Here is a 24889-nt window from a genome sequence, read left to right as displayed (position 1 = left end):
CCGGAAAGACCAAGTGTTTTTTGACCTATTGGTCAATTCAGGCTCAGCCCGCGAGGAATGCCTCTGCGGCCTTCAGCGCGTCTTGCGCACCAGAGAAGTCCTTGCCGCCGCCTTGCGCCATGTCAGGACGGCCACCGCCCCCCTTGCCGCCAACCGCCGGAACGGCCGCTTTCAGAACGTCAACGGCGGAAACCTCAGCCGTCAGATCGTCGGTGACACCTGCGGCGACCGCGACCTTACCGCCGTCGTTGGCAATCAGCAGGATGACGCCAGAACCGATCTTTTGCTTGTGCGCATCGATCAGACCACGCAGATCCTTGCCAGAGACACCTTCGAGCGCCTGACCAAGGAAGGTCTTGCCGCCGATGTCTTTGGTCTCGACTCCGCCACCAGCGCCGCCACCCATTGCAACCTGCTGTTTCAGCTGGGAAACTTCGTTTTGCAATGCCTTGCGTTCATCCAGCAGCGCCTTGATGCGCTCTGGCACATCGCCGGGCTGTGCCTTCAGCTCCAGCGCCGCCTGAGCCAGAAGGTTATCCTGACCCGTCAGGTATTGGAACGCCTCTGCGCCGGTCAGTGCCTCAATGCGGCGCACGCCTGCGCTGCTGGCGCTGTCACCCAACACAACAAATGTCCCGATATCACCGGTCTGTTTGACATGCGTACCGCCACACAGCTCCAGCGACCAGGTTTGGCCGTCCTGACCCTTGCCAGTGGGCGCCTTACCCATCGACACCACGCGAACCTCGTCGCCGTATTTCTCGCCAAACAACGCCTGCGCGCCAAGCGCACGTGCATCATCGGGGGTCATGATACGGGTTTCCACGGTCGAGTTCTGGCGGATGAAGTGGTTCACCTGCTGCTCCACGGTCCGGATCTCATCCAGGCTCAGCGCCTTGTTGTGGCTGAAATCGAACCGCAGACGATCATCCGCGTTCAGCGAGCCGCGCTGTGCCACATGCTCACCCAGCACCTCGCGCAGCGCCTCGTGCAGGAGGTGGGTCGCCGAGTGGTTCGAGCGGATCGCAGAGCGGCGCGCGTGATCCACCTCAAGCTGGGCAGCAGCCCCCTTGGTGATCATGCCGCTTTCCACCTTGCCAAAGTGGATGAACACGCCAGCAGCCTTCTTGGTGTCACTGACACGCACAACGCCACCGTCCACACGGATTTCACCGCTGTCGCCAACCTGACCACCGGATTCTGCATAGAACGGCGTCTGGTTCAGAACGACCTGCACATCCGTGCCCGCACCGGCCTCGGACACTTGGGCACCGTCAACGACCAGCGCCATGACCTGACCCTCTGCGGCCTCGGTCTCATAGCCAAGGAAATCGGTGGTACCGGCCTGATCGGCAACATCGAACCAGATCGTGCTATCCGCGCTTTCACCAGAGCCCGCCCAGGCGGCGCGCGCCTTGGCCTTTTGCTCGGCCATCGCGCTGTCAAAGCCGTCGGTGTCAACAGTGCGGCCCTTTTCGCGCAACGCATCCTGTGTCAGATCAAGCGGAAAGCCGTATGTGTCGTAGAGTTTGAACGCAGCCTCACCCGGCAGCGGCGCGCCCTCATCAAGGTCGGCCAGTTCATCATCCAGCAGTTTCAGACCGCGATCCAGCGTCTGTTTGAAGCGCGTTTCTTCCTGCAACAGCGTCTCTTCGATCATCGACTGCGCCCGACCCAGCTCCGGATAGGCTGCGCCCATCTGCTGAACCAACGCAGGCACAAGGCGGTGCATGACCGGATCCTTGGCGCCAAGAAGATGCGCATGGCGCATCGCCCGGCGCATGATGCGGCGCAGCACGTAGCCGCGGCCATCATTGGACGGCATCACACCATCCGAGATCAGGAAGGAGGTCGACCGCAGGTGATCTGCGATGACCCGGTGATGGACGTTCTGGTCGCCATAAGGATCGACATTGGTCACGTCAGCCGAGGCTTCGATCAGCGCCTTGAACAGGTCGGTGTCGTAGTTGTCATGGCTGCCCTGCAGCAATGCGCCAATCCGCTCCAGCCCCATGCCGGTGTCGATCGACTGCATGTCCAGCGCCTTCATCGAGCCGTCTTCGAACTGCTCATTCTGCATGAACACGACGTTCCAGATTTCGATGAAACGGTCGCCGTCCTCATCCGCGCTGCCCGGAGGGCCACCCCAGATGTGATCACCGTGGTCATAAAAGATCTCGGTGCAGGGACCACAGGGTCCGGTCGGCCCCATCTGCCAGAAGTTGTCAGAGGTATCGATGCGGATGATGCGATCTTCCGGGACACCGACCTTTTTCCAGATCTCAAAGGCTTCGTCATCGGTGTGGTAGACGGTCGTCAGCAGCTTTGACTTGTCGATCCCGAATTCCTTGGTGATCAGTTCCCATGCAAACGGGATCGCCTCTTCCTTGAAGTAGTCACCAAAGGAGAAGTTCCCGAGCATCTCAAAGAATGTGTGGTGGCGCGCGGTATAACCCACATTGTCGAGGTCATTGTGCTTGCCCCCGGCGCGGACGCATTTCTGCGAGGTTGTTGCGCGGGTGTAGTCGCGGGTTTCAAGCCCTGTGAACAGGTTCTTGAACTGCACCATGCCCGAGTTGGTGAACATCAGGGTCGGGTCATTGCGCGGAACCAACGGGCTGGAGGACACAACCTCGTGGCCCTGTTTGGCAAAGTAGTTCAGAAAGGTTGAACGGATATCATTGAGCGTCGGCATATACGGGATCTCTTTGCTGGCTGTCTCAGCGGTCCCGGCAGGTGTAGCCCCAGCCTTCCGGCCTGTCCAGCACTGCAAGGCGCAAAACCAAGGGTGAATTCGAACGAAAAAGGGCGCGGAAGCCTCCACGCCCTGATTTGATCAAAATTTCATGCGGTTTTCGGCGTTTACGCCTCAAGGATATCGTCGTCACCGCCCTCGGGTCGGTCGAATTCCAGACCATGCGCCGCGCGGATCTTGTCCTCGATATCATAGGCGATATGGGGGTTTTCCCGCAGAAACGTCTTGGCATTCTCGCGGCCCTGCCCGATCCGTTCGTCCCCGTAAGAGAACCAGGCACCGGATTTTGCAACCACACCAGCCGCAACACCAAGATCAAGCAGCTCACCCATCTTCGAGATGCCTTCGCCATACATGATGTCGAATTCAACCTGCTTGAAGGGCGGTGCGACCTTGTTCTTGACCACCTTGACGCGGGTCGCGTTGCCGACCACCTCGTCGCGGTCCTTGATGGCACCGATCCGGCGGATGTCCAGACGGACGGATGAATAGAACTTCAGTGCGTTACCGCCAGTTGTGGTTTCGGGCGAGCCGAACATCACGCCGATTTTCATCCGGATCTGGTTGATGAAGATCACCATACAGTTGGAGCGGCTGATGGAACCGGTCAGCTTGCGCATGGCCTGGCTCATTAGGCGGGCCTGAACGCCCACATTGCTGTCGCCCATGTCGCCTTCCAGCTCCGACTTGGGTGTCAGTGCAGCAACAGAGTCGACGATAACCATGTTGACCGCGCCCGACCGCACCAGCGTGTCGGTGATTTCCAGGGCCTGTTCGCCGGTATCGGGTTGCGAAATCAGCAGTTCGTCCAGATCAACGCCCAGCTTGGCCGCATATTGCGGGTCCAGCGCGTGTTCCGCATCCACAAAGGCGCAAACGCCGCCTTTCTTTTGTTGTTCTGCGATGCAGTGCAACGTCAGCGTGGTCTTGCCCGAGCTTTCAGGACCGTAGATTTCAACGATCCGTCCCATCGGCAGGCCACCAATGCCAAGTGCGATATCAAGCCCCAGCGAGCCGGTCGAAGACGCCTCGATCTCGTTCAGGGGGTTGCCATCGCCGAGCTTCATGATGGAGCCCTTGCCGAACTGCCGTTCAATCTGCGCCAGGGCGCTGTCGAGCGCCTTTTGTTTGTCGCCGCTTTTCTTGTTGTCTTTCATGGTCAAAAGATCCGCCATAGTCCCTTGTCCCTTCCTATGTGTCACACCCGCAGGCGGGCGGCAATCACTGCTTTGTTCACCTCATGTTCTATATGAGATCAAAACAGGAACATTGCAAGAAGAACTTCACTGGATGTTCTTCTTTGTTCTCTCTCCGAGTTGGTAGCCAACATGGTTAAGAGAGTGTTATTGAAAGGAGAACCACGGGTATTTGAGCAGGCTTTTCACGGTATGCTGATCTTTTTCAAAGAACGTCTGGCGCTGCTTTCGGTGCCGAAAACCGGCACCACGGCCTATCACGCCGCCTTGGCGAGCCGGGCGGATGTGGCGATTTCAAACCCGCCCGAGCTGAAACACGCCCCGGTCTATCGCTACAACCGCTGGATTCGGCCGATGTTTGACAAGGTGTGCAACGCCGAGATGGAGCTGGTCGCGGTCATGCGAGAGCCGATCAGCTGGCTGGGGTCATGGTATCGCTTTCGCCAACGCGACGCACTGGCAGGCCATCCCAACAGCACGGCCGACATTTCGTTTGACGCGTTCCTGCGGGATGCCTGCCGTGGCAAACCGCCCCGCCACGCAGATGTCGGAAGCCAGGCCAGGTTCCTTGCGCCCCAACCCAATGGCTGCGCCGTGCGTCATTTGTTTCGATATGAAGAGCCGCAGAAGCTGCAGGCCTTTCTTGAGACGCGGCTTGGCTACCGTTTTGAGCTGCCGCAGCTGAACGTGAGCCCTACCCGGAACCTTGCACCCAGTGACGAGACGCTTGCCCTTGTCCGGCGCAAGCGGGCGGAGGAATTTGCCCTTTACGACAGCATCAGCTGATCTGGGCACCCCGCAGAAACAAAAAACGCGCCATCCGTCCGGACCGCGCGTTTTTTTTCATGCCAGATGGTCGCTAGTGCAGCTGTTCGTGAACCGTTTCGGTCAACTGGTTGAGCGAGAAGGGTTTGGGAAGGAAGACCGAGTTCGGCACCGACGGCTCTTCTTCGCCAAAGGCGCCTTCGGCGTATCCCGAGACAAAGACGACCCGCGTGTCCGGTCGGGTTTTCAGCGCCTCGCGCACCCAGCTGGGCCCGTCCATTCCCGGCATCACCACATCAGTGACAAAGACATCCACTGTCAGACCGGGGTCTTCCAACGTGCGCAGCGCATCCTCGGCAGAGTCGGCTTCCAGTACGGTATAGCCGCGCATCCGCAACGCACGGGATGCAAAGGCGCGGACCGGGGCCTCGTCCTCGACCAGCAGCACGACACCCTCGCCATGCTGGGCCGCGGGGGAGGGCTTTGCTCCGACTTCGGCCTCTGGCTTCACAACTTCCGGTTCGGCTTGGCTGTTCACCGGGAAATACAACGTGAACTGGGTGCCCTGATCCTTGATCGAGTCGACAAAGATATAGCCGCCAGTCTGTTTGATGATCCCGTAGGCGGTCGACAGACCAAGACCTGTCCCCTCGCCGGTGCGTTTGGTGGTGTAGAAGGGTTCAAACACCTTCTGCAGTTTGTCCGGCGCGATCCCGACCCCTTCGTCAGACACCTTCACGGTGACCCAGTCACCGGGGGGCACAACGGCGCGATCACGCTCCAGCGGTTCGTCCAGAACAACGGCTTCTGTCTCAACCCGGATTTCACCACCCTGTGGCATCGCATCGCGCGCGTTTACCACAAGGTTCATCAGCACCTGTTCCAGCTGGCGCTTGTCCGCCCGGATCGAGCGCATGACCGGATCATGGCTGAGCGTCAGAGTGATCTTTTCACCCACAAGGCGGTTCAGCAGATGGGTAAGGTCAGACAGCGTGTCACGCACGTCCAGCACTTCCGGCTGCAAGGTCTGCTTGCGCGAGAAGGCGAGAAGCTGGCTCACCAATGCGGCGGCACGGTTGGCGTTTTCGTGGATCTGGATCAGATCACCGAAATCCTGATCGCCCTGATCGTGCCGAAGAAGCAAGAGGTCACAATGGCCTGAAATCGCCGTCAGCAGGTTGTTGAAGTCATGCGCAACACCGCCCGCCAGCTGACCGATAGCCTGCATTTTCTGGCTTTGAACAAACTGCGCCTCGAGGGTCTTCAGTTCAGTGGCGTCATTCAACACCGCGATCAGAACTGTTTCGCCCTCTTCCACGACACGGGTCAGCGTCACCTGGACAAAGACCTCCTTGTCGCGACGCGAAAGACGCAGGAACTCTGATTTATGCGAGGCATGGCCCTCGGCAGTGTCCCGCAGCCAATCGGCCATCGGGCGACCAAGGCCCTCCATCAGCTGGCCAATCTTCAGGTTCTTCGTGGTTTTGGTGCCAAGAAGCTGCATGCCGAGCTTGTTGGCGGACAACACGGTGCCATCCGGCGACACCTTTACAAAGGGAACCGGCAGGCTTTCCAGCGGTGCCTTGCCACTGTTGGCTTCGGATGGATCAAGCGCGAGGAAATAGAGTTCGCTGCGGCCCTGGCTGCGGTTCTTTTCCTGAACGAGAACCTCAACCGGACCGGATTTCGTGCTCATGGTGTTGATTTGCCCCGACAGCACCGGCAGCGACGTGAACAGTCGATCTGTCGACTTCACCCGTTCACCGATCAGAGCGCGCGCGGCTTCGTTCATGAACAGAACGGTCCCGGTGCGGCCGACGGTCAGCATCGGGATCGGCACATTGTCGGCATTGCGCCCTGTTGTCGGGCGATCAGCGATTTCCTCTACCCGCCACAAAAAGCTGCCGCCTTGCATTTGGTGCACTGCCAGACGGACATGTCCACGGCGCGTCACGATATCTTCGCGCGCGGCCCCTTCTACGCGAGCCCGGCTTTGCAGTCGGAACAGAACCGCAGAGGGGTTGGCAAGGATAGAGCGCATGGTCCCAGCCAGGGTTTCGGTGTCGCCATCTTCAAACCGCTTGGCCGCGGCCCCGTTGGAGGCATGCACGACGCCATCTTCATCGGTGACAAAAGTGGGCGTCGCATCCTTGTCGATGAAGCCGGTCAAAAGCTCCGTCGCCATTGCGCGGGCTTTCAGGCGCGTCCGGGCCTGGATCAGCATCAACAGCGCCACCGCCACCAGCGTCAGACCAACAGCAATCAACCCGCGAGTGATCCACTCGGGCGTGTTCAACACCCAAGGCGCGGTGATCACCATCGCAGACAAAACCAGCACAGCCGCAAGACGTGCATGTTCAGGCGTGTAAACGCGCAACTCGGGAACGGGGGAAGTTCGACGTCCGTTCATTGCGGCTCCCTCAATGGATCAAGTGCGCCCATATCGCGACGAATAAGGTTAAGACTGCGTTAAGGTTGCAGTAATTTTATTGGATCTCTCTGGGTTTAATCGTTGCCGATACGGCGCAGTACCGCAACATAGAAACCGTCGGTGCCGCCCTGCACCTGCCAGCCGTGATCGCTCTGCAACTGCCAGCCAGAGCGGCGTGCGAGAAAATCATCAACCTGCTTGCGGTTTTCGACCGACAGCATGGAGCATGTGGCATAGGCCAAAACGCCGCCGTCAGCGACCAGTTCAGCGGCCTCATCAAGAATGGCGCTTTGGGTCTGGCACAAAGTGTCGAGCTGGGACTGGCTGAGCCGCCACTTGCCCTCGGGGGCGCGGCGCCAAGATCCGGAGCCAGAACAAGGTGCATCACACAGCACCAGGTCATAGGGGGCCTTTGCGCCGGTTTTCCGCGGCTCCAGCAGGGTTACCTTGACGCCCGCACGCTCTGCACGGACTGGCAGATCTTTCATCCGTTGTGCCGCAATATCATGGGCATAAAGGTCGATCTTTGCCCGCGCCGCCAGCGCCAAGCTTTTGCCACCACCGCCGGCGCAATAGTCCAGCACCCGCATCCCATCGGCAAGCGGCAGCGCCTCGATCACCGCCTGACTGGCAGCATCCTGCAGCTCTACCAACCCATGAGCATAGGCAAGAGAGTTGCGCAGCTTTCGGGCACCTTCGGTGACGTTCAATGCAGTGTCCGCCGCAGGGTGCGGCTCCGCCAGGATGCCTTCGGATGCGAGCCGGGCAACCGCCTCTGCCTGATCCGGATGACGGCGGTTGACGCGCAAATGCACTGGCGCCCGGCTCTGCAGGGCCCGGCCTGCCGCCTCAACCCCATCGCCCAGGCTCTCAGAAAACAACGGCCAGAGCCATTGGGGAATATCCAGCCGTTCCGCATCGGACAGCTCTGGCACCCGCGCGAGCGCAGCACGTTCATCATCGTTAAGTGCAGAAGGCCCATGACCTTCACCCGTGAACAGCGTGTCGGGCTCCACACCTTCGGCGCGCAATGCGCCCAGCATCAGCTGGCGACCGGTGGTGGTTGTGTGATCGATCAGATCCACCCTGCCCCCGCCACCAAGGGCCGCAAAGGAACGCAAGCACCGCAGCGCGTCAAATACGTGGTCGCGCACCGCTGCCCGATCCTTGGATCCGGCAAAGCGGCTACGTCGCGCCCAGGCTGTCAGCTGTTTCTCCGCAGGTTCCCCGGCCAGGATCTGGTCGAGGATTTCGATTGCGGCCTGTCGGCGGGCTGCCGGGGTCATGCCCCGGCCTCATGGCGATGCATCACGGTCATCCGGCAGCGCTCCTGTTTTTTAGCCGATACGGTAGTTCGGGCTTTCACGCGTGATCTGCACGTCATGGACGTGGCTTTCCTTGAGGCCGGCACCGGTGATACGGACGAACTCGCAGTTCTTGCGCATCTCATCTACGGTCGCACAGCCTGTGTAGCCCATCGCTGCACGCAGACCGCCAACCAGCTGATGAATCACCGCACCTGCAGCCCCTTTGTAGGCCACCTGCCCCTCGATGCCTTCGGGCACGAGTTTGTCACTGGCGGCATCCTTCTGGAAATACCGATCAGCAGAGCCACGCGCCATCGCGCCGAGCGATCCCATGCCGCGGTAGGATTTGAAGGAACGGCCCTGATATAGGATCACTTCGCCCGGCGATTCATCCGTTCCCGCGATCATCGAACCAACCATCGCGCAGGACGCGCCGGCGGCAATGGCCTTGGCGAAATCACCTGAGAATTTGATGCCACCATCCGCGATGATCGGAATGTCACCAGCGGCGCCGGCACAATCCATGATCGCGGTCAGCTGCGGAACACCGACACCTGCAACCATCCGGGTGGTGCAGATGGAGCCCGGACCAATCCCGACCTTGACGGCATCCGCGCCCGCATCGATCAGCGCCTTGGTGGCTGCGGCTGTCGCGACGTTACCCGCAACGACCTGTACCTTGGACGACAGCGCCTTGATGCGCTTGACCGCCTCGATCACCCCTTCGGAGTGTCCATGCGCGGTGTCCACCACCACGATATCGACACCAGCATCAATCAGCGCCTCAGAGCGGGCAAAACCGCTCTCACCAACAGAGCTGGCGGCAGCAACGCGCAGACGACCCAGCTCATCCTTGCAGGCAGTGGGGTTGAGAACGGCCTGCTCAGTGTCTTTCAGCGTCAGAAGACCGGTCAACTTGCCGCTCTTGTCGGTCACCAGCAGCTTTTCGATGCGGCGCGCCTTCATCATCGATTTGGCTTCTTCCAACTCGGCCGGCTCTTGCATCACGGCGAGGTTGTCAGAGGTCATCATCACCGAGACAGGCGTGTTGTCATCGGTGGCAAAGCGCATGTCGCGATTGGTCACGATGCCAACAACACGGCCCTCGCCATCAACGACCGGGAAACCGGTCACGCGGTAACGTTCCTGCAGCGCCTTGGCGTCCGCCAGCGTCTGATCTGCCGTCAGGGTGATCGGGTTGTAGACGATCCCGCTCTCGAAACGCTTGACGCGGCGGACCTGGCGGGCCTGCTCTTCCAGATCAAGGTTCTTGTGAATGACGCCCATGCCGCCAGCCTGCGCCATGGCGATCGCCATGCGGGATTCCGTCACCGTATCCATCGCCGAGCTGAGCAGCGGAATGTTGAGGGAGATGGAATTTGTCACCCGCGTGCGCGTGTCAGCCGTGCTCGGCAGAACGCTGGACGCACCTGGTACCAGAAGAACATCGTCGAATGTGAGAGCCTCACGAATCTGCATTTGCTATCCCCATGCAAAACCCCGTTGGCGATGACCCTATGGCACAGATGCCGCAGATGGGAAAGAGCCCGATTCGAGAAAAACCGGAGAATTCACGCCCCTGCGCCGAAACGATCCGTTTGCCTGTCACGGGGCCGCCGATCTTTGCTGACATGGATCAAGGCGGTGCGGCTCTCCTGCTGTCAGCATGGGATACGCGAACAGATCAGATCGGAACCCCAGAGCCATGCCAGACGACACATGCTGCCGCCCATTGGAGGGGGTCGTTGTCCTTGACCTTACCCATGTCCTCGCCGGGCCCTATGCCTCTATGGGTCTGCAGGATCTGGGTGCGCGCATCATCAAGGTAGAGCGTCCCGGCCTTGGCGACGATACCCGCGCCTTTCCGCCGTTCAAGGATGGCGCAAGCGCCTATTTTGCGACCATCAACCACGGCAAGGAAAGCATCGCGCTGGACCTGCGGGCCGAAACCGATCGGGTGATCTTTGATCAGCTGCTGGAGCGCGCCGATGTGATCCTTGAGAATTTTCGCCCCGGCGTCATGGAGCGGCTCGGTTATGGGTGGGAGGCGCTGCATGCGCGGTTTCCAAACCTGATCTATGGCGCTGTCTCAGGTTTTGGCCACACCGGCCCGGACCGGTTGCGCCCTGCCTATGACATGGTGGTTCAGGCCCGCGGAGGCGTCATGTCGATCACCGGGGAAAAAGACCGCGACCCAGTGCGCGTCGGGGCCTCTATCGGCGATATCGCAGCGGGCATGTTCCTGTGTCAGGGGGTTCTTGCTGCGCTCTATGCCGTCAAATCCGGCGCGCCCGGACAGAAGGTTGACGTGTCCATGCTCGACAGCCAGCTCGCGTTGCTGGAACATGCGGTCGCCATCACCTCTGTGACGGGCCATTCCCCCCGCCCGTCCGGTGCGCGCCATCCGTCGATCACGCCATTTGAGACCTTTCATGCCCGCGACGGGCTGTTTGTGATTGCCGCGGGCAATGACGCGCTTTTCGCGAGCCTGTGCAAGACGCTTGGCCTGCCTCTTGCAGAAGATCCGCGATTTGCCACCAACTTGGCCCGCTGTGAAAATGCGCGGCTGTTGAAACGGCTGATTGAGGCAGTGACGCTGGACCAGCCCAAACAGCACTGGATCCAAGAGCTGCAGCGTGCAGGCATCCCCACCGGTCCCATTCAGGATGTGGCGCAGGTCATGCAGGATCCTCAGATCCTTGCCCGCAATATGGTGGTCGATGTGTGCGACGCAGACGGCCATCCGCAGTACAAGGCAGCAGGCAATCCGGTCAAACTCTCAGCCCTGCCCGATCCTGTGACCCGCAGACCCGCCCCCAGCCTTGATGGCAATCGCAAAGACATCCTGAAATGGCTCGCCAATGGCGCGACACAAGACGACCATAGCGACACCTGAGCGCTAAACTGCGCCAAAACCAGACATAAATGACGCCAGCGGGCATGAAAATGACGCGGCCCGGCTTTCCCTGCGCGCAAAACGCCATATGCTCCCGCAAAATGCGCACGAACATAGGTAGAGGCATGGCAAACGATCCCGTCACCGACCCGACCCAGGCATCCGCAACCGATCCGTTGGTGGTGTTCACCCCATCGGGCAAGCGCGGCCGCTTTCCCGTTGGAACGCCCGTCCTGACAGCGGCCCGCCAACTTGGGGTCGATCTCGACTCTGTCTGCGGCGGTCGCGGCATCTGCTCCAAGTGCCAGATCACCCCGTCGTACGGAGAGTTTTCCAAGCACGGGGTAAGCGTTTCGGATGATGCGCTGAGCGAGTGGAACAAGGTCGAACAGCGCTACAAGGACAAACGCGGGCTGATCGACGGGCGCCGACTTGGCTGTCAGGCAACCGTTCAGGGGGATGTGGTGATTGACGTCCCGCCAGAAAGCCAGGTGCACCGCCAAGTGGTGCGCAAGCGGGCCGAAGCGCGTGAAGTCACCATGAACCCGTCGACGCGGCTGTATTATGTCGAGGTTGAAGAGCCCGACATGCACAAGCCGACCGGCGACATGGAGCGGCTGATCGAGGCGCTGGACAGCCAGTGGGGTCTGAAGGGCGTGCAAACCGATCTTCATATCCTGCAGTGCCTGCAGCCGGCCCTGCGCAAGGGCAACTGGAAGGTGACAGTCGCCGTGCATCTGGGCGACGCCAGCCAGTCCCCCAAGATCATGCACATCTGGCCCGGCTATTACGAAGGCTCTGTCTATGGTCTTGCGGTGGATCTTGGCTCTACCACCATCGCGGCCCATCTGTGCGACCTGAAAACCGGCCAGGTGGTTGCCTCCTCCGGGATCATGAACCCGCAGATCCGTTTTGGCGAAGACCTGATGAGCCGGGTGTCCTATTCCATGATGAACAAGGGCGGCGATCAGGAAATGACAGCCGCCGTGCGCGAGGGCATGAACGCGCTGTTCACCCAAATCGCCGCCGAAGCGGAAATCGACAAGGCGTTGATCGTGGATGCGGTGTTTGTCTGCAATCCGGTGATGCATCACCTGTTCCTCGGCATCGACCCGTTTGAGCTGGGTCAGGCCCCTTTTGCGCTGGCAACCTCCAACGCGCTGTCGCTGCGGGCGATTGAACTGAACCTCAACATTCATCCGGCCGCCCGTGTCTATCTACTGCCCTGCATCGCCGGTCACGTCGGCGCGGATGCTGCGGCGGTCGCCCTTTCCGAGGCGCCGGACAAATCAGAGGATCTGGTGCTGGTTGTTGACGTGGGCACCAACGCCGAGATCCTACTTGGCAACAAGGAAAAGGTTCTGGCCTGTTCCTCTCCCACTGGTCCTGCGTTTGAAGGCGCCCAGATCTCCAGCGGTCAGCGCGCCGCCCCGGGCGCCATCGAACGCGTCGAAATCAACCCGGAAACCAAAGAGCCACGTTTCCGCGTGATCGGTTCAGATGTGTGGTCGGATGAAGAGGGCTTTGCCCAGTCTATCGCGACGACCGGCATCACCGGCATCTGCGGTTCCGGCATCATCGAGGCAATCGCCGAAATGCGCATGGCTGGCGTGCTGGATGCCTCTGGCCTGATCGGCTCGGCCGAACAAACCGGCACGGCACGCTGCATTCAGGATGGGCGCACCAATGCCTACATGCTGTGGGACGGCTCCGCCGAGGGCGGCCCGACGATCACCGTCACCAACCCCGACATCCGCGCAATCCAGATGGCAAAGGCTGCGCTTTATTCCGGCGCCCGGCTCCTGATGGACAAATTCGGCGTGGAAAAGGTCGACCGCGTTGTGCTCGCCGGTGCCTTTGGGGCGCATATCTCAGCCAAACACGCCATGGTTCTTGGCATGATCCCAGATTGCGAACTGGACAAGGTCACATCGGCAGGCAACGCCGCTGGCACCGGCGCACGGATTGCCTTGCTGAACCTCGAAGCGCGCGGCGAAATCGAGGAAACCGTCCGCAACATCGAAAAGATCGAAACCGCAGTGGAGCCGCGTTTCCAAGAGCATTTCGTCAACGCGTCTGCCATCCCCAACTCTGCCGAGCCCTTCCCGATCCTGGGCACGGTCGTGACACTGCCGCAGGTTAATTTCAACAGCGGTGGCGGTGACGCAGCTGAGGACGGAGGGCGCCGCCGTCGCCGCCGTCGCGGCTAGGTAAGGGAAAACGATTTTGCCGGGGCAATCAGCGTGTTGTGCGCTTGACCCGCCCCGGCGAATTCGCTACTCCCAGCAGCACGGATGCGGGTATGGTGAAAAGGTATCACGGCAGCTTCCCAAGCTTTAGTTACGGGTTCGATTCCCGTTACCCGCTCCAGTAAACACCCTAGGGTCCATTCGAGGGTCCATTCCAGCGCAGATCACGGACATTACGTAGCCGACTGAAATCAGTCGGTTTTTTTGTGTGCCGATCATATTCGTCCACCCCGACGCCGATCAGCATACCGGATCGGTGCATGAAGCCCGCCAGCCCTTGCGCCGCTCGGACATTCCGCCTAGGCAGGCGCAATGGAGCTGATTTATCACACCCCACTCAGCGCTGAAGCGCAGATCGAACATGGCCTGACAGAGCCTCAGCCGCTGGCAATGGCCGACCGGGTGCGGTTTTCCGAACTGGATATCCTGCACCACGTCAACAACAAGGCCTATCTCAGCTGGTTTGAAACCCTGCGCGTGGCGTATTTCAACCGCTTCTTCGCACCCTTCTTTGACGGGATGCCAGCCCCGCGCAATGTCGTGCGCAACGCCAATATCCACTACGTCAAGGAAATGGTGCTGGACGAGGATTACATCACCACTGCCCGCGTCGTTTCGTTTCGCCGCACCTCTTACATCATGGAGCAGCAGATCTGGTCCGGCGATCTGCGCGCAACAATGACCGGTGTGATGGTGTTGCGCACGCCAGATGGACAATCAGGCTATCCCCTGCCCGACCCCTTGCGCCAATCCCTTATCGAACGTGACGGCGCCGTCGCCGAAGGCTGAGCATAAAAATAGGCCCTCCCAAACGGGACGGCCCATATTTGCGAACATGTTCTGCAAACATGCGTAAAGGCACCGCGCACACGCGCATGCGTTGCTTGCGCGCTGGCTCAGGGGGCCCAGTGCACTGTCATTTCTGACAAGACGGCCTGAATTGGCGCCTCTTCCGGTGGCAGCGACTTGGCGCGCTCCAACGCTTCGCGCTTGGCATCGCCGTAGATCACCAGATGTTTGGAAATCGCAGCATCCAGCACACGGGCTGACAGGCTGATGCGGGGCTCTGGCTGGCTGTCAGGGCGCATGACCGCAAGGATGGGCGCAGTCGCGGCCAGCGCAGCCTCCAGCCCGCCAACCCCCGGAAACAGCGAGGCGGTGTGCATGTCTTCGCCCATACCAAGCAGGACAACCGACAGCGGCAGCTCAGGCTCGATCATGCTTTCAACCTCGGCCAGAACATCTTCGGGCGCACGCGCGGGAACATGGAACGGCAGGAACCGGGCCGCGGCAGCGCGATCAACAAGGAGCCGCTCGCGGATCATGCGAGCATTCGAACGCTCGCTGTCGGCAGGCACCCAGCGTTCATCGGTTGCCATCAGGCGCACGCGATCCCAGTCGATGTCTGCGGCGCAAAGGTCGTCAAAAATCGGGGCTGGGGTTGTTCCGCCCGCCACCGCAATCGACGCGCTGTCATGGTGCAGCAAATGCGTCTTGAGGTCGCCCGCAATCTGATTGGCCACATCGATGGCCAGCATGTCACGGTCTGCGTATTCGGAAATTTTCATGGGTTGATCCCCCGCCAGTCTCGTTGGTCACGGCGCATCAGCAGATCGGCGTCGCCGGGGCCGGTGCTACCGCTATCATAGGGTTTTGGCACATCCCCACGAGATGTCCAGCCCGCAATGATCGGATCCGTCCAGGCCCAGGCGGCCTCGACCTCATCGTCGCGCATGAACAAGGTCTGATTGCCCCGTATCACATCGGTGATCAGCCGCTCATAGGCGTCCGGTGCGCCGTGAATGTTGTCCCCCAGGGCCTGGGCGAAGCTCATGTCCAAGGGCACGTCCATCAACCGCATCCCGCCCGGCCCCGGCTCTTTGATGGTCACTTTCAGGGTGATCCCCTCGTCGGGCTGCAGGCGGATTGTCAGCAGGTTCGCGTGCCGCCCCGCATCCGCACCAAAGATCGAGTGCGGCGCATCCTTGAAGAAGACGTTGATAACAGAAGACCGCGCCACCAGACGTTTGCCCGTCCGCAGGTAAAACGGCGTCCCCGCCCACCGCCAGTTGCTGATATGCGCCTTCAGCGCGACATAGCTCTCTGTGGTGCTGCGTGGCGCGCCCACGGTTTCGCGGTACGTCAGATCCGTACCGGTTACACCACTTGGGGCAACATATTGTCCGCGCACGATATGATGCGGCTCAACAGGCTCCAGCGCGCGGATCACCTTCAGCTTTTCATCGCGCACGGCATCGGGGTCGAATTTGGCCGGTGGCTCCATCGCGATGAGACAGAGAAGCTGCATCAGGTGGTTCTGCATCATGTCCCGCATCGCACCGGATTTGTCGTAATACGCCTCACGCCCGCCAACGCCCACGGTCTCTGCCACCGTGATCTGGATGTGGTCGACATATTGGCTGTTCCAAAGCGGCTCAAACAACATATTGCCAAACCGGATCGCCATGAGGTTCTGAACGGTTTCCTTGCCCAGATAATGGTCGATCCGGTAAATCTGGCTTTCGTCGAAATGACTGGCAAGGGTTTGGTTCAAGGCCCGCGCAGACGCGAGGTCATGACCAAAGGGCTTTTCGACCACGATCCGGGTCTGATCGTCGGCCAACTCATGCGCCCAGATCTGTTCCGCCAGCGGCGCAAACAGCGATGGGCCAACAGAAAAATAGAACACCCGCACCCGATCCTGGCGTGGCTTGCCCAATTCCTGTGTGAGCGCCTGCCAACCTGCCGGGTCGGTTGCATCAACCCTGAGATAAAGGACGCGATCCAGAAACCGGGCCAGCTGCTCCGGCCCTAATGCGCCGCAATGGGTTTGCAGCGCCTCGGCCACCAGCGCCTGATAGCTTTCGCGGGTCAAATCGCTGCGCGCGGCACCAATGATGCGGGCGCCATCGGGTAGCTGCTCGTCACAGTGGCGCCGAAACAGGGCCGGCAGGATCTTGCGCTGTGCCAGATCGCCAGTTCCCCCAAAAACCACCAGATCAAATGGGTCGACCGGAATAACTCGGGAAACCATGGGCCTGCCTCTTTGCCGCGGGGCGCGCCTGCTGCGCCGGATAGATCAAAGACAGCCTGACAAATCAGGACCATAGCGCAGGGCTGCCAGCTTAGTCCGTGACAGTATAAGCGACTGAGGGCAAAAGAAAACAGATCAGAAGCCCACGCATGCCGTATGGTCAGAATTATGCCTTACATTCCAGCAAAGCGGTCACGAATGAAGATGCAGCACGCCCTTGACGTTGCGCCATTCACCGGGGCTGATCATTTTGCGATGGGTAAAGCGGACCGAATGCAACGGGCCCTCGATCTCGCGCTGCCAGAACTCGATAAACTCAAACAGGCGCGGATGATCGGGCGCCAGATCATAGTCCTGCCAGACAAAGGTATTGAGCACGTGGATGTGGTCGGGCATGTGATATGTCATCTCGGCCGTGGTCAGACCGTAGCCCTTCAACATCAGCTCTGTTTCGCTTTTCTCCATTTCAGGTCTCCTCTACGGACACCCCCCATGTCGTAAGCATATCATAAAATTCGTTAATCTCGTACAAATACAGCCGCTTGGCAGAAATACAGCGAGGAATGACGCCAAGATCAGCCAGCTTGCTTGCGCCTTATATGCCCTTGCTGTTAAGGTGCAGACACAAGATATAGACCCAGCAATAACTACGGGCAGCCAACGTGAGCGATACGCCGGAAACTCCTGAAAACATGGACGAAAATAAACCTGAGCGGCCTCAGTATGATGGCCCGACGGTTTCCATTGAAACCGAGATGCGCAACTCGTATCTCGACTATGCGATGTCGGTTATTGTCAGCCGCGCCATTCCCGACCTGCGTGATGGTCTGAAACCGGTTCACCGCCGGATTCTGTACGCCATGCACGAAGTCGGCAACAGCCATGACAAACCCTATCGCAAGTCGGCCCGTCCGGTTGGCGATGTCATGGGTAAATACCACCCCCATGGTGACAGCGCGATCTATGACGCCCTTGTGCGGATGGCGCAGGACTTCTCCATGTCGCTGCCGCTTCTGGACGGTCAGGGCAACTTTGGCTCGATGGACGGCGATAACCCGGCGGCGATGCGTTACACCGAAGTCCGCATGGACAAGCCGGCCGCGTCGATCCTGGCCGACATCGAAAAAGACACGGTTGATTTCCAGGACAACTACGATGGCAAGGACCGTGAACCAACGGTCCTCCCCGCCCGCTTCCCGAACATGCTGGTCAACGGCGCCGGGGGTATTGCGGTTGGCATGGCGACCAACATCCCGCCTCACAACCTCGGCGAGGTGGTGGATGCCACCCTGGCCCTTATTGAGGACCCGGACCTGACCAGCGAACAGCTGATCGAGTACATTCCCGGCCCCGATTTCCCCACCGGTGGTGTGATGCTGGGCCGCTCTGGTGCGCGCAAGGCGTATCTGGAGGGCCGTGGCAGTGTCATCATCCGGGCCAAGACCAAGGTCGAGGAGATCCGCAAGGACCGCTATGCGATCGTGGTCGAAGAAATCCCCTATCAGGTCAACAAGGCCGCGATGATCGAAAAGATCGCCGAGCAGGTCCGCGAAAAACGGATCGAAGGCGTGGCCCACGTTCAGGATGAATCCGACCGCAACGGTGTGCGGGTTGTTGTCGAACTCAAGCGCGACGCAACCCCCGAGGTGGTGCTGAACCAGCTGTATCGCTTCTCGCCCATGCAGACGTCGTTCGGCTGCAACATGCTGGCGTTGAATGGTGGCCGGCCAGAACAGCTGACCCTGCGCCGTTTCCTGTCGTCCTTCATCGACTTCCGCGAAGACGTGGTTGCCCGCCGCACCGCATATGACCTGCGCAAGGCCCGTGAACGCAGCCACATCCTGTGCGGCCTCGCTGTGGCAGTATCCAATGTGGACGAGGTGGTTGCGACCATCCGCGCCTCTGCCGATGCCGCTGAGGCCCGTCACAAGCTGATGACACGCCGCTGGCCTGCGAGCGATATCGCACCCTACATCCGCCTGATCGACGATCCGACCCACACCATGAATGACGATGGCACCTATAACCTCTCTGAGGTGCAGGCCCGTGCCATTCTGGAACTTCGGTTGCAGCGTCTGACGCAGATCGGTGTCAAGGAAGTCACCGATGAGCTGGAAGAACTGGCAGGCAAGATCAAGGAATACCTTGAAATCCTGTCCTCCCGCGAGCGGATCCTGGGCATCATCTCGGACGAGCTGCGCGAAGTGCGCGACAACTTCGCCGTTCCCCGTCGCACCGAGATCGTCGACTGGTCCGGCGACATGGAAGACGAGGATCTGATCGAGCGCGAAGATATGGTCGTGACGATCACATCTGGCGGCTACATCAAACGGACCCCGCTGGCCGATTTCCGCGCGCAAAAACGCGGTGGCAAGGGGCTGTCTGGGATGCAGACCAAAGAAGAGGATGTTGTTACCAACCTCTTCGTGGCCAACACCCACACCCAGCTGCTGTTCTTCACCACCGATGGGATGGTCTACAAGCTCAAGACCTGGCGTCTGCCGCAGGGCGGCCGCACTTCCAAGGGCAAGGCGATCGTGAATATCCTGCCGATCCCCACAGGGGTGTCCATTGCAGCGATCATGCCGGTCGATGTGCCGGACGAAGATTGGGAAAAACTGCAGGTGATCTTTGCCACCAGCGCAGGTGACGTGCGGCGTAACCGCCTGTCGGACTTCACCAATGTCCGCCGCAACGGCAAGATCGCGATGAAACTGCCAGAGGACGGCTCTGTCAAACTGGTCAATGCGCGCATCTGTTCCGAAGATGACGACGTGATGCTGTTCACCGATTCCGGTCGTGCGATCCGCTTCCGCACCACGGATGTTCGTGTCTTCAACAGCCGTGAATCCACCGGTGTACGGGGCATCAGGCTCAACGGTGACGATCACGTTGTCTCGATGTCGGTGATCCGCCATTTCGAAGCCTCCCCCGAGGAACGCGCAGCCTATCTCAAGATGCGCCGCGCCGTGGCCGGGATTGCCGACGATGGCGAGAGCGACGACGAAGACGTGGTTGCAGGTGCCATCAGCCAGGACCGCTATGCCGAAATGTCAGCAGCAGAAAACCTGATCCTGACCATCACATCCGGTGGTTCGGGCAAGCTGAGCTCAAGCCACGACTATCCGGTACGTGGGCGCGGCGGCATGGGCGTCACTGCAATGGACAAGGCAATGCGCGGTGGTGCTATCGTGGCTTCCTTCCCTGTTGAGATGGACGACCAAATCATGCTCGCGACCTCGAAAGGGCAGTCGATCCGGGTGCCGATTGATGGCATTTCCTTCCGCTCCCGCTCTGCCGGTGGCGTGCGGGTCTTCAATACAGGCAAGGGCGAAGAGGTCGTCTCTGTTGCCTGGATTGCCGAGCAATCGGACGAGGATGAGGCGGACACCAGCGAAAGCTGAGGCCCGTAAGACAAACCCAGTCAAAACGCCGCCCCAACCGGGCGGCGTATTTGTTAATCAAAGGCTAATCAGTTTCGGGCAGCCTTTCATGTCGTGGAAACGCCATCGGGAAAGGAAGGCGACGCATGAATCTCTATCACTGCTCGATTGATCTTCACCACGAGGCCAAGGCCCTCGTCTTTGCCAACGCGGTAGACCAGTGGATGGGATACCTCAAGGAACGTGGTGTCATTCAGACTTGGCGTCTGTTGCGTCGGAAACTGAACCTTGCCAGCGATACAAATCGCGACTTTCTGCTGGAGATCGAGTTCACGGATATGTCGCAACTTGACCAGGCATTCCGCGTCCTTGGTGAGATGGACGAAAATGTCGAACGGCTTTATGCCAATGTGAACACATTGATCGCAGCGGCAGACTTTGGACTTTACCGCCCCTTTCCTGATCCGGAACGGGCAGAGCGTATGGCATTGATCTGACGCTAAAAACACAAAACCCCTGCCAAATAGCAGGGGTTTTCTGGTTTACGTGCGCTGCGATCAAAGACCGTAGAGCGCGCCGAATTTCTCTTCCAGATAGGCAAGCAGGGGTTCCGGGCTCGGCGGCATGCCTGCGGCGTGGGTGATGGTCTCGACCGGATTGCGCAGGCCACCATGCGTTTGCAGATTGTCCCGCAGCCAGCTGGTCGCAGCCACGGTATCGCCTGACGCAAGCTGGGCATCCAAATCCGGCACCGCCTGACGCAGCGCCTGATACAGACACCCCGCATAGACATTGCCGAGGCTGTAGGTCGGGAAATAACCAAACAGCCCAACCGACCAATGGACATCCTGCAGGCAGCCGTTTGACGGCTTGTCTACGTCATAGCCGAAATCAGCGGCAAAGCGATCATTCCAGGCGGCTTCCAGATCCTGGACCTGCAGATCACCCGACATCAACGCACGCTCCAGATCAAAGCGCAGCATCACATGCAGGTTATACTGCAGCTCGTCCGCTTCGGTCCGGATATAGCCGTTCTGCACGGCATTCACCGCCGCATAAAAGGCATCTGCATCCGCGATACCGAACTCGCCAAACTCCGCACGCATCTGATCGAACAACCAACCGGTAAAGGCGCGGCTGCGGCCGAGCTGGTTTTCGTAGATCCGGCTCTGGCTCTCGTGCACACCCATCGACACGCCGCGACCCAATGGGGTCAGCAGATAGGCGTGATCGATGTTCTGCTCATAAGCAGCATGACCGACCTCGTGGATGGTCGAGTAAAAGCAATTGAACGGATCGTCGTCACTGGTCCGGGTGGTGACGCGCACGTCAAGGCCGCTGCCCGAACAGAAAGGATGGACCGCCTTGTCCACCCGTCCGTGGCTCATCTTGTAGCCAAACGTCTCTGCCAACGTGGTGGTCAGCGCCATCTGCTTGTCAGCGTCGAAATGGCCGCTGACACCTTGGGGCGCGGGTTTGTCCAGTACACGGGCCCGCAGGTCCACCAGACGCGGGCGCATTGCATCAAAGAGATCCGCGATCTCGGCACCGGTTGTTCCGTGTTCGTAGTCGGCGACCATCGCATCATAGACGTCACCGCCTGCGGCCAGCGCCTGTCCTTCTTCCCGTTTGAGAGAGACCACCTCTTCCAGAACCGGCAGGAATGCGGCCACGTCTTCTGCCGCGCGGGCCGCTGCCCATTTGCCCTGCGCCTCAGAGGTCACACGCGCAATCCGCTTGGCCAAATCGGCGGGAACCTTGACCGCCCGGTCATAACTGCGGCGGATTTCGCGCAGCTGGGCCTCGCCAACCTCATCCGGGGCGACCGCAGCGGCCAGCCAGTCTGCCACCCGCGGATCTGACCGCCGGGCATGAAGAACCGCTTCGATTGCGGCCATCTCTTCGCCGCGTTGGGGCGCGGCACCGCGGGGCATCATGGTTTCCTGATCCCAGCCGAGGCGACCAGCAATCTGGCCCAAGGCCTGTGTGTCGCGTTCAAAGGCCATCAGTTCATCAAATGCGGTCATGCTCAGTAATCCTTGATCGAAGTGGCAATCGGGTATGCCGACAGGAACCGGGCGCGCAGGATCAGCACCCAAAGGCAAACGGCCATCAGCTGGTGCAAGATCGCAATCTGCCACGGTGCGGCGTAGAGCACGGTCACGATGCCAAGCACCATTTGCAACAGCAAGGCCGCAAATACCGCGTTAAAGGCAAATTGCGTGCGCGGATGGGCGCTGTTTCGCCCTCGCAGCCAGACCACAACGCCAAAGGCAAGGAGGAGATAGCCGCTCACACGGTGGATGAACTGCACAAGGCCGGGGTTTTCAAAGAAGTTCTTCCACAGCGGCTCGATCATGAAGGGATCCGGCGGAATGATCTGCCCCCCCATCAGCGGCCAGTCTGTGTATGACCGCCCTGCGTCGATACCTGCAACCAAAGCGCCAAGGATGATCTGCAAAAAGCTGAAGTGCAAAAGCCCGGTGGAAAGGCTGAACAGCTTGCTTTCTTTGGCACGCCGCGCCTGCATCAGGTCGCGTTCTTCCCGACCAAGCTGGAACATATACCAGGAAATCACCCCAAGGATCACAAAGGCAAGGCCAAGGTGTGTGGCCAGACGATAAGAGGCAACCGCAGTCATCCCCTCGCCCTGTGTCACGCCAGAGGCCACCATCCACCAGCCGATACCGCCCTGCAGCCCGCCCAGGAGACCGGGCAGCAACAGCTTGCCAGCCCAACCAACTGGGATCTGGCGCGCGACCGCAAAGCCGAGGAAGCCAACAGCCCAGATCAGCCCGATCACACGGCCAAGCTGACGATGACCCCATTCCCACCAATAGATGACCTTGAAGTCCTCAAGCTGCATCCACTGGTTCTGGATGCGCCATTGGTCGATCTGTTTGTACTTTTCGAACTCAGCCTGCCAGTCGGCCTCGCTCAGGGGTGGGATTGCACCGGTGACGGGCCGCCATTCGGTGATCGACAACCCGCTGTCGGTCAACCGTGTCAGCCCCCCCACGACGATCATCGCCACGACCAGAGCGAACAGAACCGACAGCCAGGCACGTATGGCGCCCCGTGCGCCGCGACGGGCGCGATCGATCCCACCGGGTTGGGCTTGCGGGCGCTCCTGCGGCTGATCACCAGAGACGTCCTCGAAAATGCTGCGCTTGCTCATGCTTGCCTCTTCCAATTTCCCGTCAAGCTAGGCCGCAGGTCAGCCCCCGTCCAGTGCAGGGTTCGCGGCCAAATGACCGTTCAGTCGCGTTTTTCTTTCCAACGGACCATCTGTCGCATCACGCCGTGCAGCATCTGCACATCCGCCCGGGTCAGCGGCAGGCGGCTGAACAAGTTGCGAAAGACCACCTTCATGCCCGGTGCCTTTTCTGGCGGAAAGAAAAAGCCCGCCTCTTCCAGCCGACCCTCGTAGTGATTGACCAGCGCATCCACATCCGCGTGGTTGGCCCAGTCGGATTTGCCGAGGTCGGTGGTCACGTCCACGACCTCTTCCACCTGACGACGCCATTCATAGGCGGTCAGCAAGACGCACTGACCAAGGTTGAGCGACGCGAATTCAGGATTGACCGGCACAGTGATAATGGCGTTTGCCCGCGCGACATCCTCGTTTTCCAGACCCGCGCGTTCCGGGCCGAACATCACCGCGACCTTCTGGCCGGCGGCGGTTTTCTCTGCGGCCAGCTTCATCGCTGCTTCCGGGCTGTAGACCGGTTTCGTCAGCTCGCGCGGACGCGCGGTGGTGGCAAAGACGAAATCGCAATCTTCCAGACTGTCGGCCAGCGTCGCTGACAGCTGCGCCTCGTCCAGCAGGCGCCCCGCCCCGGAGGCCATGGCAACCGCCTTTTGATTGGGCCAGCCATCACGCGGCGCCACAATGCGCATCCGGTCGAGACCAAAATTCCACATCGCCCGGGCAGCTGCTCCGATGTTTTCACCCATCTGGGGGCGGACAAGGACAAAGGCGGGTTGAGGTGTGTCGCTTGGCATCCATCTCTCCAAAAAATCTGCTTTGCTCTAATCGGCAGGCGCCAAATGGGCAAGAGCAAGGGGGCGACTTCTCGGCCAAAGCGGCTATATCTTGGACAGAACCGTCAGATGACTGCGCCGAAGCTGCCACGGGATCTGGATTTTCGCGCCCCAGGTTGTCGCCAAATCCTTGCGTCCGGTGGCAAATGCGCTAAACACCGTCAACCACTGAACAGGAGCCCTCCCCATGGACAGCCCCGCTGACGCCCCCGAAACGCCGCAGATCTATCTGACCACACCGGCGAGCTTTGAGCTTGGCCGGTTCCCCGACCAGCTGGCCCGTGTATTGGACGAGGTCGAGATCGCCTGTGTGCGCCTTGAACTGGCCAGCCGGGATGAAGACACGCTGAGCCGTGCAGGTGACGCTCTTCGCGCTGTGGCCCATGCCCGCGATGTTGCGATTGTCATCACCGACCATCAGATCCTCGCAGAGCGTCTGGGGCTGGATGGCGTGCATCTGTCCGACGCAGCGCGCCCCGTCCGCACGGCGCGCAAGGCGCTTGGGCCGGATGCAATTGTCGGCAGCTTCTGCGCCGCGTCTCGCCACGATGGCCTGACGGCAGCTGAGGCGGGTGCGGACTACGTGAGCTTTGGCCCCGTTGGCACCTCTGGTCTGGGTGACGGCAATCAAGCACAGAAAGATCTGTTTGAGTGGTGGTCGCAGATGATCGAGGTGCCGGTCGTGGCCGAAGGTGGACTGACCGTTGATATCGTTCGCGAGCTCGCGCCTTACACCGATTTCTTCGGCATCGGGGACGAGATCTGGCGCGAGGAAGACCACATCGCAAGCCTGCGCAAGCTGATGGCCGCGATGGAGGGCTGATCGCCC

General features: G+C 60.2%; 18 protein-coding genes and 1 tRNA gene. 8 read left to right on the top strand and 11 right to left on the bottom strand.

Annotation, left to right across the window (positions count from 1 at the left end; translation table 11 throughout):
• Positions 1-43: 43 nt before the first annotated feature.
• Together alaS and recA are read right to left on the bottom strand one after the other, a co-directional pair.
• Positions 44-2695 carry an alanine--tRNA ligase gene (gene alaS, locus NIT7645_RS06315; RefSeq protein WP_008559073.1) on the bottom strand — a complete coding sequence of 884 codons (2652 nt, stop codon included), beginning with the start codon at positions 2693-2695 and terminating at the stop codon, positions 44-46.
• A gap of 167 nt (positions 2696-2862) precedes the next feature.
• Positions 2863-3930 (bottom strand): recombinase RecA, encoded by a 1068-nt coding sequence (recA, locus tag NIT7645_RS06310; protein ID WP_008560254.1) that lies wholly within the window; start codon positions 3928-3930, stop codon positions 2863-2865.
• A gap of 213 nt (positions 3931-4143) precedes the next feature.
• Here recA and NIT7645_RS06305 point away from each other — a divergent pair, with 213 nt between their 5' ends.
• A complete protein-coding gene (locus NIT7645_RS06305) occupies positions 4144-4737 on the top strand; it encodes a hypothetical protein (RefSeq protein WP_008559853.1) in 594 nt (197 codons plus the stop codon).
• Positions 4738-4810: 73 nt separating this feature from the next.
• Here NIT7645_RS06305 and NIT7645_RS06300 read toward each other — a convergent pair whose 3' ends face one another.
• The 3 genes from NIT7645_RS06300 to guaB all read right to left on the bottom strand — a co-directional run bounded on the left by NIT7645_RS06300 (position 4811) and on the right by guaB (position 9933).
• The gene (locus NIT7645_RS06300; RefSeq protein ID WP_037302397.1) at positions 4811-7126 is read right to left on the bottom strand and encodes an ATP-binding response regulator; all 2316 of its coding nucleotides are present in this window, start codon (positions 7124-7126) and stop codon (positions 4811-4813) included.
• Between the two features lie 95 nt (positions 7127-7221).
• The gene (locus NIT7645_RS06295; RefSeq protein ID WP_008562838.1) at positions 7222-8433 is read right to left on the bottom strand and encodes an RsmB/NOP family class I SAM-dependent RNA methyltransferase; all 1212 of its coding nucleotides are present in this window, start codon (positions 8431-8433) and stop codon (positions 7222-7224) included.
• A 51-nt stretch (positions 8434-8484) separates the two neighbouring features.
• A complete protein-coding gene (guaB, locus tag NIT7645_RS06290) occupies positions 8485-9933 on the bottom strand; it encodes an IMP dehydrogenase (RefSeq protein WP_008559278.1) in 1449 nt (482 codons plus the stop codon).
• A 226-nt stretch (positions 9934-10159) separates the two neighbouring features.
• Here guaB and NIT7645_RS06285 point away from each other — a divergent pair, with 226 nt between their 5' ends.
• The 4 genes from NIT7645_RS06285 to NIT7645_RS06270 all read left to right on the top strand — a co-directional run bounded on the left by NIT7645_RS06285 (position 10160) and on the right by NIT7645_RS06270 (position 14388).
• Entirely contained in the window at positions 10160-11350 is a 1191-nt protein-coding gene (locus tag NIT7645_RS06285; protein ID WP_037302398.1) for a CaiB/BaiF CoA transferase family protein, read from the top strand.
• Between the two features lie 125 nt (positions 11351-11475).
• On the top strand, positions 11476-13560 hold the full coding sequence (locus NIT7645_RS06280; RefSeq protein ID WP_008562388.1) for an ASKHA domain-containing protein: 2085 nt from the start codon (positions 11476-11478) through the stop codon (positions 13558-13560).
• Positions 13561-13646: 86 nt separating this feature from the next.
• Positions 13647-13720: transfer RNA gene (locus NIT7645_RS06275), tRNA-Gly, on the top strand.
• A gap of 191 nt (positions 13721-13911) precedes the next feature.
• Positions 13912-14388, top strand: coding sequence for an acyl-CoA thioesterase (locus NIT7645_RS06270; protein WP_008561909.1), 477 nt, complete (start codon positions 13912-13914; stop codon positions 14386-14388).
• 107 nt (positions 14389-14495) lie between these two features.
• Here NIT7645_RS06270 and pgl read toward each other — a convergent pair whose 3' ends face one another.
• The 3 genes from pgl to NIT7645_RS06255 all read right to left on the bottom strand — a co-directional run bounded on the left by pgl (position 14496) and on the right by NIT7645_RS06255 (position 17098).
• Positions 14496-15167: a 6-phosphogluconolactonase gene (gene pgl, locus NIT7645_RS06265; RefSeq protein WP_008561220.1), complete on the bottom strand. Its 672-nt coding sequence runs from the start codon at positions 15165-15167 to the stop codon at positions 14496-14498.
• A complete protein-coding gene (gene zwf, locus NIT7645_RS06260) occupies positions 15164-16633 on the bottom strand; it encodes a glucose-6-phosphate dehydrogenase (RefSeq protein WP_050686357.1) in 1470 nt (489 codons plus the stop codon). The genes pgl and zwf overlap by 4 nt, the downstream gene beginning before the upstream one ends.
• Before the next feature lie 192 nt (positions 16634-16825).
• A complete protein-coding gene (locus tag NIT7645_RS06255; RefSeq protein ID WP_008561063.1) occupies positions 16826-17098 on the bottom strand; it encodes an usg protein in 273 nt (90 codons plus the stop codon).
• A gap of 227 nt (positions 17099-17325) precedes the next feature.
• Between NIT7645_RS06255 and gyrA the strand changes: the two genes are divergently transcribed.
• Both gyrA and NIT7645_RS06245 read left to right on the top strand, forming a co-directional pair.
• The gene (gyrA, locus tag NIT7645_RS06250) at positions 17326-20037 is read left to right on the top strand and encodes a DNA gyrase subunit A (protein ID WP_173644446.1); all 2712 of its coding nucleotides are present in this window, start codon (positions 17326-17328) and stop codon (positions 20035-20037) included.
• Positions 20038-20162: 125 nt separating this feature from the next.
• Entirely contained in the window at positions 20163-20513 is a 351-nt protein-coding gene (locus NIT7645_RS06245) for a DUF6614 family protein (RefSeq protein ID WP_008560954.1), read from the top strand.
• A 60-nt stretch (positions 20514-20573) separates the two neighbouring features.
• Here NIT7645_RS06245 and NIT7645_RS06240 read toward each other — a convergent pair whose 3' ends face one another.
• The 3 genes from NIT7645_RS06240 to NIT7645_RS06230 all read right to left on the bottom strand — a co-directional run bounded on the left by NIT7645_RS06240 (position 20574) and on the right by NIT7645_RS06230 (position 24021).
• Entirely contained in the window at positions 20574-22043 is a 1470-nt protein-coding gene (locus tag NIT7645_RS06240; RefSeq protein WP_008561425.1) for a carboxypeptidase M32, read from the bottom strand.
• 2 nt (positions 22044-22045) lie between these two features.
• Positions 22046-23194 (bottom strand): heme A synthase, encoded by a 1149-nt coding sequence (ctaA, locus tag NIT7645_RS06235; protein ID WP_008561337.1) that lies wholly within the window; start codon positions 23192-23194, stop codon positions 22046-22048.
• An 80-nt stretch (positions 23195-23274) separates the two neighbouring features.
• Positions 23275-24021, bottom strand: a complete 747-nt coding sequence (locus NIT7645_RS06230) for an RNA methyltransferase (RefSeq protein ID WP_008560503.1) — start codon at positions 24019-24021, stop codon at positions 23275-23277.
• Positions 24022-24247: 226 nt separating this feature from the next.
• Here NIT7645_RS06230 and NIT7645_RS06225 point away from each other — a divergent pair, with 226 nt between their 5' ends.
• Positions 24248-24883: a thiamine phosphate synthase gene (locus tag NIT7645_RS06225; RefSeq protein ID WP_008560632.1), complete on the top strand. Its 636-nt coding sequence runs from the start codon at positions 24248-24250 to the stop codon at positions 24881-24883.
• Positions 24884-24889 lie beyond the last annotated feature (6 nt).

The sequence above is a fragment of the Phaeobacter italicus genome (genome assembly GCF_001258055.1).
Lineage (GTDB): Bacteria > Pseudomonadota > Alphaproteobacteria > Rhodobacterales > Rhodobacteraceae > Phaeobacter > Phaeobacter italicus.
Note: the sequence above shows the minus strand (reverse complement) of the source record. Positions and strands in the feature narration are given on the sequence as shown.